The sequence below is a fragment of the Amycolatopsis sp. NPDC004169 genome (assembly GCF_040610315.1).
Classification (GTDB): Bacteria; Actinomycetota; Actinomycetes; order Mycobacteriales; family Pseudonocardiaceae; genus Amycolatopsis.
On record NZ_JBEXMD010000013.1, the window covers coordinates 213,904 to 220,966 of the forward strand.

The window sequence follows — 7,063 nt, forward strand, 5'->3', positions numbered from 1 at the left end:
GTCCCTCCCTTACCGCCGGGCCGCCGCGGGCCGAAGGTGGTCGGAGACGATCACCGACACAGGAGGACCCGATGGCACGCACCCTCGACACCTACCGGCTGCTGGGCCGGTCCGGGCTGCGGGTTTCGCCGCTGGCGCTGGGCACGGCGACCTTCGGCACCGAGTGGGGATGGGGCGCGGAGGCGGCCGAGGCACGCAAGCTGTTCGACACCTACGTCGAGCGCGGCGGCAACTTCCTCGACACGGCCCCGACCTACACCGACGGCAGCTCCGAGCGGCTGCTGGGCGAGTTCGCCCGCGGGCGCCGCGAAAGCCTGGTGCTGGCGACCAAGTACACGACGCTGCGCCGTCCCGGCGACCCCAACTCCGGCGGCCCGCACCGCAAGAGCCTGTTCGCGTCCGTGGAAGCCAGCCTCCGGCAGCTGGGCACGGACTACCTCGACGTGCTCTTCCTGCACGTCTGGGACTTCACGACACCGGTCGAGGAGATCCTGCGCGGCCTCGACGACCTGGTCCGCCAGGGCAAGGTCCGGTACCTGGGGATGTCGAACGTCCCGGCCTGGGAGGTCTCGCGGATGCAGGCGATCGCCGACCTGCGGGGCTGGTCGCCGCTGATCGCGCTGCAGGTCGAGTACAGCCTGATCCGGCGGGACGCCGAACGCGACCTGATCCCGATGGCGCGGGAGCTCGGCCTCGGCGTGACGCCGTACTCGCCGCTGGGCGGCGGCGTGCTGTCGGGCAAGTACCGCGGCGCCGGGTCCGGGGAGAGCACCCGCCGCAGCTTCAACGCGGGGCTGGGCATGGTCACCGACCGCACGCTCGTCGTCGCCGACGTCGTCGCCGAGGTCGCGGCGGAGGCGGGGTACACCCCCGCCCAGGTCGCGCTGGCCTGGACGCTGCGGAACCCGGGCGTGACCGCGCCGGTCGTGGGCGCCCGCACGCTCGCCCAGCTGGAGGGCAACCTGGGCGCCCTCGACGTGGACTTCACGCCGGAGCAGCTGGCCCGCCTCGACGAGGCGAGCGCGATCGAGCTCGGCTACCCGCACGACCTGCTCGGCGGCGACCACCTCCGCGCGGTCACCCGCGGCGACCTGGTGATCGAGCCGCGGGTCACGCCGGCAGGACGTTGACCAGCAGCTTGGACCGCGGCGCGATCAGCACGGTGTTGACCCGCTCCGGCCGGATCCGCTCGTGCAGCTTCCGCTCCAGCGGGTAGGTCCGGCCGCCGGCGCGCAGGCTGAACGATTCGAGGCTCTTGAAGCCCTCCGGGCTGCGGTGCAGGCCGATCGGGTACTCGTCGGTGAGGCGGGCGCTGTCGAAGTCGTGCGTCCAGCCGGTGACCGCGACCAGCCGGCCGCCGAAGGCGTCGGCGAGCCGGCGCCAGCAGACGAACGCGAACCAGCCGGTGATCGCCAGGAGCGGGAGCACGGTGCCCAGCACTTCGCCTGCGGTCTCCGCCACGAGGGCGAGGCTCACCGTCACCACCAGACCGGCGGCGACGAGGGCCGCTGCGGCCCAGAAGTTCAGGTCGAGGAGCCTGCCGCGCTGGGCGGGGTGGAGCCGGCCGTTGCGGTTGGCCAGCTCCACCTCGGGCCGGTCGTTCATTCGGGGTGCTCCTTCTCGTAGGCCTCCCGGGCCTCGTGGTAGCGGTCGGGCTGCTCGTTCTCCTGGCGGCGGCCCTCGGTCACCACGCCGATGGTGTCGGCGGTGTTCCAGCGCACCTTCTCGTCCGGGTCGAGGACCTTGTGCTGGTTCAGCACGCTGCGGCCCTCCTCGGAGTACTTGCCCGGCCCTTCGAGCTTCTCGCGGCCCGGGACGTGTTCCTTGGCGGCGTCGCTCCAGCCCTTCGCCGTCTCCTCGGCGGACTTCGCCTCGCGGCCGGCCTGCTTCAGCTCGTTCGCCTTGCGCTCGATGCCCGCCGCCGTCTCGACGCTGCGGTCCACGATCCGGTCGGCCGCCTTGCCCGCCTTCTTCAGCGCGTTCGCCGCCCCTTCGAGGGCCGCTTTGGACTTGCCCGCGCCCTTGGCCAGGCCCTCCAGCTTCTCGACGATCTTCGCGATGCGCGTGCTGATCTTCTCCGCCAGCACGCCGCCTTCGATCACCGTGTCCGCGATGAACGCCGCGATCGTCCCGCCGAAGGTGCACCACGAGGCCGCCAGGGCGGCGAGTGCCTTGACGATCAGCTCGCCGACGAACGAGGAGATCATGTCCCGGATCAGCCCGCGCTCGGTGCCGACCAGGGCCGCCCCGACGTTCATCGCCGTCGACGCCCCTTCGGCGTGCGAAGCCGCTCCGCGCAGAACGCCGACGTAGCTCTCCGCCGTCCGCTGGTACGCCTCGGCGGACCCGCAGTCGCTGAAGGACTGCTGGACCTCCTTCGCCTTCTGTTCGTAGCTCTCGGCCGTCTCGGTGAGCTGCTTGGCGATGTTCGTCCAGGTCACGGCCTTGGCGGTGATCGCTTCGGGCTTGCCGGCGAGCTTGTCGAGGCCGTCCTTGAGGAAGCTGATGTGCTCGATCAGCCAGCCGACGCCCGCGCTCGCCAGTGTCCCGAGCGGGTCCATCGCCGCGCCGAGCAGGTCGAGGGCGTCGGTGCCGACGTCCATCGCGAGGTTGCCCCAGTCGCCGTTGCGCGCGTCGGTGAGCGTGGCGGCGGCGTCGTTGAAGATGCCCGCGCCGCCGGTCTGCGCGTTGAGGTTGTCCAGCTCGCCCTTCGAGCCGTCACCCGTGCCGCTCCAGAAGCCGCCCGGCGACTCCGCCGTGGCGACCAGCGAGTTCTCCGTCATGCGGGCAGCTCCTTGCCGATGCCTTCGAGCAGGCACTTCGTCTTCTGCTCGTGTTCGCGGAACGCCGTGTGCGCGGACTTCACCCGGTCCGCGACCTCGTGACCGGCCTCGACCGCCGCGGCGAGGAAGCCGTCGGCCGTGGTCAGCCACGCCTGGATGGGCAGCGCGAAGACCTGCCCGACCAGCCCGAAGGCGTCGAAGTCGATGGCCTGCGCGGTGCCCGCGGCGTCCAGCGCCTCCTGGACCTTCGCGGCGATCTCGCGGATCTCGTCCTCGTGGCCGCCGAGGACGTCGAAGTCGACCTTCATCGCCATCACCGCTCCCGGCGCAGGATCGGGCCGCCGAAGTCCTCGTCGGACGGCGGTTTCCGGCGCGGTTCTTCGGCCGGTGTTTCGGGTGCGGGAATCTGTTCCTTCAGGAATTCCATCGCTTCGCTTCCCTCGCCGATCACCGGGGCCATGATCCCGGTCAGCTGCTGCGCCGCGTCGAGCTGGGCCCGCTTGGCGGTGGCCAGGACGGCTTGGGCGAGGCGGGTCCGCGGCAGCTCGTCCGCCCGGGGGCCGAAGCTGAGTTCCTGCAGCGCACCGGCGGTGTTGACGGTGACCGTGACGGCTCCGTCGGCACTCGTGGCGGTCGCCGAGACACGCTGCAACCGCGCCTTCGCCTCGGCCGCGCGCCTGGCGATTTCGGGCATACCGGCCGAAGCCGGGTCAAAATTGTTCACGGCGACCTCGTCAGTCGGGGAAAGATGCGTCGATCAGAGGGAGCAAACCGGTTTTCGGTTCCCCGTTCAAGCCGGAAAATCAGGTCAAGAACAATGCATGGGAAACGGTTTGCGCGCCCTTTACCCGCCGCGGGCGGCCCGTGTTGAGCGCGACCGGCTCAGGCTTCCGTAAACTCGGACGCAGCAGCGAGCGAGGTAGGTGAGGAACCGGTGGCCAACGCGGAGGAGCGCCGCTTCGAAGTGCTGCGCGCGATCGTGGCCGACTACGTGTCCAACCAGGAACCGGTCGGGTCCAAGGCGATCGTCGAGCGGCACAACCTGGGTGTGTCGAGCGCCACCGTGCGCAACGACATGGCGACGCTGGAAGAAGAGGGCTACATCACCCAGCCGCACACCAGCGCCGGCCGGGTCCCGACCGACAAGGGCTACCGCCTCTTCGTCGACCGGCTTTCGGAGATCAAGCCGCTGAGCTCCGCCGAGCGCCGCGCCATCACCACCTTCCTCGACAGCGGCACCGACCTCGACGACGTCCTCAAGCGCTCGGTGCGGCTGCTCGCGCAGCTCACCCGCCAGGTCGCCGTCGTCCAGTACCCGATGCTGACCAACGCCAAGGTCCGGCACCTCGAAGTGGTGCCGCTCACCCCGGCGCGGCTGATGCTGGTCCTGATCACCGACAACGGGCGCGTCGACCAGCGCACGGTCGACCTCGGCGACGTCATCACCGAAGAGGACGTGGCCCGGCTGCGCACCGTGCTCAACGCGGCCATGGCCGGACGGCGGCTCAACGACGCCGCGGCCCGTGTGGCCGAGCTGCCCGAGAAGTCGCCCGGCGGGCTGCGTGACGTGCTCATCCGCGTCACCACCGTGCTCGTCGAGTCGCTGGCCGAACACCCCGAGGAACGGCTGGTGCTCGGCGGCACCGCCAACCTCACCCGCAACGTCGCCGACTTCCCCGGCTCGCTGCGCCAGGTCCTCGAAGCACTCGAAGAACAGGTCGTCGTGCTCAAGCTGCTGGCCGCCGCGCGCAACCCCGGTGCGATCACGGTGCGCATCGGTGAGGAAAATGAGGACGAGCAGATGCGCAGCACCTCGGTCGTCTCGATCGGCTACGGCCGCGACGACGTCGTGCTCGGTGGCATGGGAGTCGTCGGCCCGACCCGGATGGACTATCCGGGCACGATCGCCGCGGTGCGCGCGGTCGCCAACTACGTGGGGCAGATCCTGGCCGGCCGCTGAGCTGGGCAGAGCAGAAGGAGAAGCAGAGACGGTGGCGAGGGACTACTACGGCATCCTCGGGGTGGCCAAGAACGCGAGCGATCAGGAGATCAAGCGCGCGTACCGGAAGCTGGCCCGGGAGCTGCACCCCGACGTCAACCCGTCGGACGACGCCCAGCACAAGTTCGCCGAGGTCACGACGGCCTACGAGGTGCTGTCCGACCCGCAGAAGCGCAAGATCGTCGACCTCGGCGGCGACCCGATGGACAGCGGCGCCCGCGGCGGCGGTGGCGACCCGTTCGCCGGCTTCGGCGGCCTCGGCGACATCATGGACGCCTTCTTCGGCGCGGCAGGCGGTGGCGGCGGGCGCGGGCGTGGTCCGCGCAGCCGCGTCCAGCCCGGCTCCGACGCGCTGATCCGGCTGGGCCTCACCCTCGAGGAGTGCGCGACCGGGGTCGACAAGGAGATCGCCGTCGACACCGCGATCGTCTGCGACCTCTGCCGCGGCGCCGGCACGGCCGAGGGCACCTCGGTCAAGACGTGCGACACCTGCGGAGGCGCCGGCGAGGTCCAGTCCGTGCAGCGGTCGTTCCTCGGCCAGGTCGTCACCGCCCGGCCGTGCCCGGTCTGCCGCGGCTTCGGCGAGGTCATCCCCGACCCCTGCCGCCAGTGCGGCGGCGACGGCCGGATCCGCGCCCGCCGCAACGTCACGGCGAAGATCCCGCCGGGCGTCGGCGACGGCATGCGCATCCGGCTCTCCGGCCAGGGCGAGGTCGGCCCCGGCGGCGGTCCGGCGGGCGACCTCTACGTCGAGATCGACGAGACCCCGCACGAGGTCTTCGTCCGGCAGGGCCACGACCTGCACTGCAACTTCCGCATCCCGATGACCACGGCCGCGCTCGGCGCCACGGTGCCGATCTCGACCCTCGTCGACGGCGACTACGAGCTCGACGTCGAACCGGGCACCCAGCCCAACGCCGAGCTGGTCCTCACCGGCAAGGGCATGCCGCGGCTGCGGTCCTCCGGCCGCGTCGACGGCCGCGGCGACCTGCACGTCCACATCGACGTCGTGGTCCCGACCAAGCTCGACGAGGCCCAGCGCGAGCTGCTGGTCGAGCTGGCCCAGCAGCGCGGCGAAGAGGTCCCGACGCTGGCGTCCAACGGCACCAAGCACGGCGGGCTGTTCTCCAAGCTCCGCGCCAAGAACCACCGCTGACGTGCCCGAAACCACCCTGCCGGTCTTCCTCGCCGCGTCCGTGCCCGCCTCGGGCCGCGCGGTCCTCGACGGCGAGGAGGCCCGGCACGCGGCCACGGTCCGCCGCCTGCGCGCCGGCGAGCGGCTGGTCCTGTCCGACGGCGCGGGCGCGATGGCCCGCTGCGTCGTCGAGAGCGTCCAGGCCGGGCGGGACCCGCTCCTGACGCTGTCGGTCGAGTCGGCCTGGAGCGAGGAGCCGCCCGCGTTGCGGGTCCTGGTGGCCCAGGCGCTGGCCAAGGGCGATCGCGGCGAGCTCGCGGTCGAGCTCGCCACCGAAGCCGGGGTCGACGCGATCGTCCCGTGGCGGGCTTCGCGGAGCGTCGCGAAGTGGGAAGACGGCGGCCGCGGGGAGAAGGCGCTCGCGCGGTGGCGGGCCACGGCCCGAGCGGCGGCGAAACAAGCGCGGCGGGCCCACGTGCCCGACGTCACCGAGCCGGCGACCACCGGGGAACTGGCCGGGCTCGTGGCCACCATGTCACTGGCCATCGTGCTGGAATCGGACGTCCCCGACCGGCTCACCGACCTGGCACTGCCCGACGCGGGAGACGTCCTGCTGATCGTGGGACCCGAGGGCGGCATCACCGACGAGGAGCTCCGGGTCCTTCGCGACGCGGGCGCGCGGGCCGTCCGGCTCGGGACGACGGTGCTCCGGACCTCCACCGCGGCCGCCGTGGCACTGGGCGCCCTCGGCGCCCTCACCACCCGTTGGCAGTAGCCCACGGCGAAAATCGACGCCATAATTTTGCGCCCAGTTATGGCGCGATCACGCTCCGACCCGTTACTCTCATTTACTAACGCACCGACCATCGGCTCGGTGCGCACTGGGAAGAAAGACTCCGCCGGGCACCTCCCCCCTCGGTCCGGCGGCCGCCGCGGCCGCGGTGAGGCGACCCCCAGGCTTCACCGCCGCCGCGGCATCTCCTTGCTCGCTTCGCTCGCCGTCGAGCCGCGGCTTTGGTTTCGTCCTTTTCTCTGGGGGTCAAACCCCCAGACCCCCAGGGGGGGGGGGGGCCCCCCCCCCCCCCCCCCGGGGGGGGGGGGGGGGGTGTGGGGGGGGGGGGGGGGGGTGGGGGGGGGGGGGGGCGC

At 72.0% G+C, this 7,063-nt stretch carries 8 protein-coding genes; 4 read left to right on the forward strand and 4 right to left on the reverse strand.

Features of this window, described 5'->3' with window-relative positions; genetic code table 11:
- Positions 1-71 precede the first annotated feature (71 nt).
- Complete coding sequence (locus ABZX11_RS20240; RefSeq protein WP_354914861.1) at positions 72-1,130, forward strand: aldo/keto reductase; 1,059 nt, start codon at positions 72-74, stop codon at positions 1,128-1,130.
- Here ABZX11_RS20240 and ABZX11_RS20245 read toward each other — a convergent pair.
- Genes ABZX11_RS20245 through ABZX11_RS20260 form a run of 4 tightly spaced genes read right to left on the reverse strand, consistent with a single transcriptional unit; the run spans position 1,111 to position 3,507 of the window.
- Positions 1,111-1,605, reverse strand: coding sequence for a hypothetical protein (locus tag ABZX11_RS20245; RefSeq protein ID WP_354914863.1), 495 nt, complete (start codon positions 1,603-1,605; stop codon positions 1,111-1,113). The genes ABZX11_RS20240 and ABZX11_RS20245 overlap by 20 nt on opposite strands.
- Positions 1,602-2,783 (reverse strand): hypothetical protein, encoded by a 1,182-nt coding sequence (locus ABZX11_RS20250; RefSeq protein WP_354914865.1) that lies wholly within the window; start codon positions 2,781-2,783, stop codon positions 1,602-1,604. The genes ABZX11_RS20245 and ABZX11_RS20250 overlap by 4 nt, the downstream gene beginning before the upstream one ends.
- A complete protein-coding gene (locus ABZX11_RS20255; protein ID WP_176171709.1) occupies positions 2,780-3,097 on the reverse strand; it encodes a type VII secretion target in 318 nt (105 codons plus the stop codon). Before ABZX11_RS20255 ends, ABZX11_RS20250 begins: the two co-directional genes overlap by 4 nt.
- Positions 3,097-3,507: a YbaB/EbfC family nucleoid-associated protein gene (locus ABZX11_RS20260; RefSeq protein ID WP_254896872.1), complete on the reverse strand. Its 411-nt coding sequence runs from the start codon at positions 3,505-3,507 to the stop codon at positions 3,097-3,099. The genes ABZX11_RS20255 and ABZX11_RS20260 overlap by 1 nt, the downstream gene beginning before the upstream one ends.
- Positions 3,508-3,717: 210 nt before the next feature.
- Between ABZX11_RS20260 and hrcA the strand changes: the two genes are divergently transcribed.
- From hrcA to ABZX11_RS20275, 3 genes are read left to right on the forward strand one after another with little or no spacing between them, the layout of a single operon-like run.
- Positions 3,718-4,743 carry a heat-inducible transcriptional repressor HrcA gene (hrcA, locus tag ABZX11_RS20265; RefSeq protein WP_176171708.1) on the forward strand — a complete coding sequence of 342 codons (1,026 nt, stop codon included), beginning with the start codon at positions 3,718-3,720 and terminating at the stop codon, positions 4,741-4,743.
- A gap of 31 nt (positions 4,744-4,774) precedes the next feature.
- Positions 4,775-5,938 (forward strand): molecular chaperone DnaJ, encoded by a 1,164-nt coding sequence (dnaJ, locus tag ABZX11_RS20270; protein ID WP_176171707.1) that lies wholly within the window; start codon positions 4,775-4,777, stop codon positions 5,936-5,938.
- 1 nt (position 5,939) lies between these two features.
- Complete coding sequence (locus tag ABZX11_RS20275) at positions 5,940-6,692, forward strand: 16S rRNA (uracil(1498)-N(3))-methyltransferase (RefSeq protein ID WP_176171706.1); 753 nt, start codon at positions 5,940-5,942, stop codon at positions 6,690-6,692.
- Positions 6,693-7,063: the final 371 nt, after the last annotated feature.

Coding starts and splice junctions, on each gene's coding strand:
- ABZX11_RS20240 (WP_354914861.1), top strand. CDS start 72: ATGGCACGCACCCTCGACACCTACCGGCTGCTGGGCCGGTCCGGGCTG.
- ABZX11_RS20245 (WP_354914863.1), bottom strand. CDS start 1,605: ATGAACGACCGGCCCGAGGTGGAGCTGGCCAACCGCAACGGCCGGCTC.
- ABZX11_RS20250 (WP_354914865.1), bottom strand. CDS start 2,783: ATGACGGAGAACTCGCTGGTCGCCACGGCGGAGTCGCCGGGCGGCTTC.
- ABZX11_RS20255 (WP_176171709.1), bottom strand. CDS start 3,097: ATGGCGATGAAGGTCGACTTCGACGTCCTCGGCGGCCACGAGGACGAG.